The 1,240-nt window shown below is 59.8% G+C and carries 3 protein-coding genes; 2 read left to right on the plus strand and 1 reads right to left on the minus strand.

Going from position 1 to position 1,240, the window contains the following annotated elements:
• A partial coding sequence (locus tag PSSD_RS25900) for an EAL domain-containing protein (protein ID WP_153011530.1) occupies positions 1–377 on the plus strand: 377 nt, incomplete at its 5' end.
• A 52-nt stretch (positions 378–429) separates the two neighbouring features.
• On the opposite strand, the gene PSSD_RS25905 is transcribed toward PSSD_RS25900, so the two are convergent.
• Positions 430–675 (minus strand): biofilm development regulator YmgB/AriR family protein, encoded by a 246-nt coding sequence (locus PSSD_RS25905; protein ID WP_058974230.1) that lies wholly within the window; start codon positions 673–675, stop codon positions 430–432.
• 208 nt (positions 676–883) lie between these two features.
• On the opposite strand from PSSD_RS25905, the gene PSSD_RS25910 reads away from it, so the two are divergent.
• Positions 884–1,240, plus strand: a 357-nt coding sequence (locus PSSD_RS25910) for a ferrochelatase (RefSeq protein WP_201023852.1), incomplete at its 3' end; no start/stop codon positions are given.

Raw genomic sequence — 1,240 nt, forward strand, 5'->3', positions numbered from 1 at the left:
TCGAAAGCCCGGCGGCGATGCAGGGGCTGGAGATGCTGAAGCTCAGGGGCTTTGGCATTTCGCTGGACGACTTCGGTACCGGATACAGCAACATCAGCTACCTGCGGCGCATGCCGCTGGACGTCATCAAGCTGGACCGCACGCTCATCAGCGAAATCTCGTCCGACACCGCCTCGCGCATCATCGCGCGCAGCATCATCGCCATGCTGAAGGACCTGGACTACACGGTGCTCGCCGAGGGGGTGGAGGATGCAGAAACGGTGACCGCACTCACGCAGTACGGCTGCGACCAGGCGCAGGGGTTCTTCTACTCCCGGCCGCTGCCGGAAGGGGAGCTCGACGAGTGGCTGGGCTGGAAGCTGCGCGGCCAGTGCTGACAATGGCCGCGCTGGATTAAGCGAGGTTAACCGGAAGTGCGCCATGACCGCATCAGGCATCAGGCGTATAGCGGGCAACCAGCCGCAACAGGCGTCGGATAACGGCCTGCCGCGAGGCGTCAGGAGAGGCGGCCTGCTCCTCCATAAGGCGGAGGATAATGGCCTTATTACTGACCGGGCTGCCCTGCCTGCACAGACTGCGGATTGCCTCTTCCAGTATCTCTGATTCGGCAATAAACCGGTGACCGGTGCTCAGCAGGTAAGCGCGGATGTGTGCAACCGTGTTGGTGTCTTTCATGCTTTCACTGTTCCCTGGTCTCTTCGGTTCGCTCGTGAACAGCGTACTGCCGACTTTATACCCTGTTCAGGGAATAAAAGCCCGGACAATCCCTTCCGTATGCTTCCTGTCTGACATGTGCCTCAGTGTGACACGGCCCGCCGTACGCACAGGATTGTGCTAAATTTTTCTGTCAGTCTTTCTCATATTCATTCAGAGGCGTAGCAAAATGACGAGTCAACAGGGTGTTTTAATCGTTAACCTGGGCACCCCCCGAGAGCCGACACCCGCAGCGGTCGGGCAGTTCCTGTCTCAGTTTTTGCACGACTACCGGGTCGTCGACCTGCCGAGACTTATCTGGTGCCCGCTGCTCCATGGCGTGATTATCCCCTTTCGCTCACGGCGTGTGGCTAAATTATATTCCTCTATCTGGATGGAGGAAGGCTCGCCGCTGATGGTGTACAGCATGCGGCAGGCCAGGGCGCTTGAGCAGGCCACGGGCAAGCCCGTGGCGCTGGGCATGAGTTACGGTGAGCCGGCCATCGGGCGCGCCATTGACGGACTGATTGAGCAGGGCGTCGACAGC

The sequence above is a fragment of the Type-D symbiont of Plautia stali genome (genome assembly GCF_001485335.1).
GTDB lineage: Bacteria > Pseudomonadota > Gammaproteobacteria > Enterobacterales > Enterobacteriaceae > Pantoea > Pantoea vagans_C.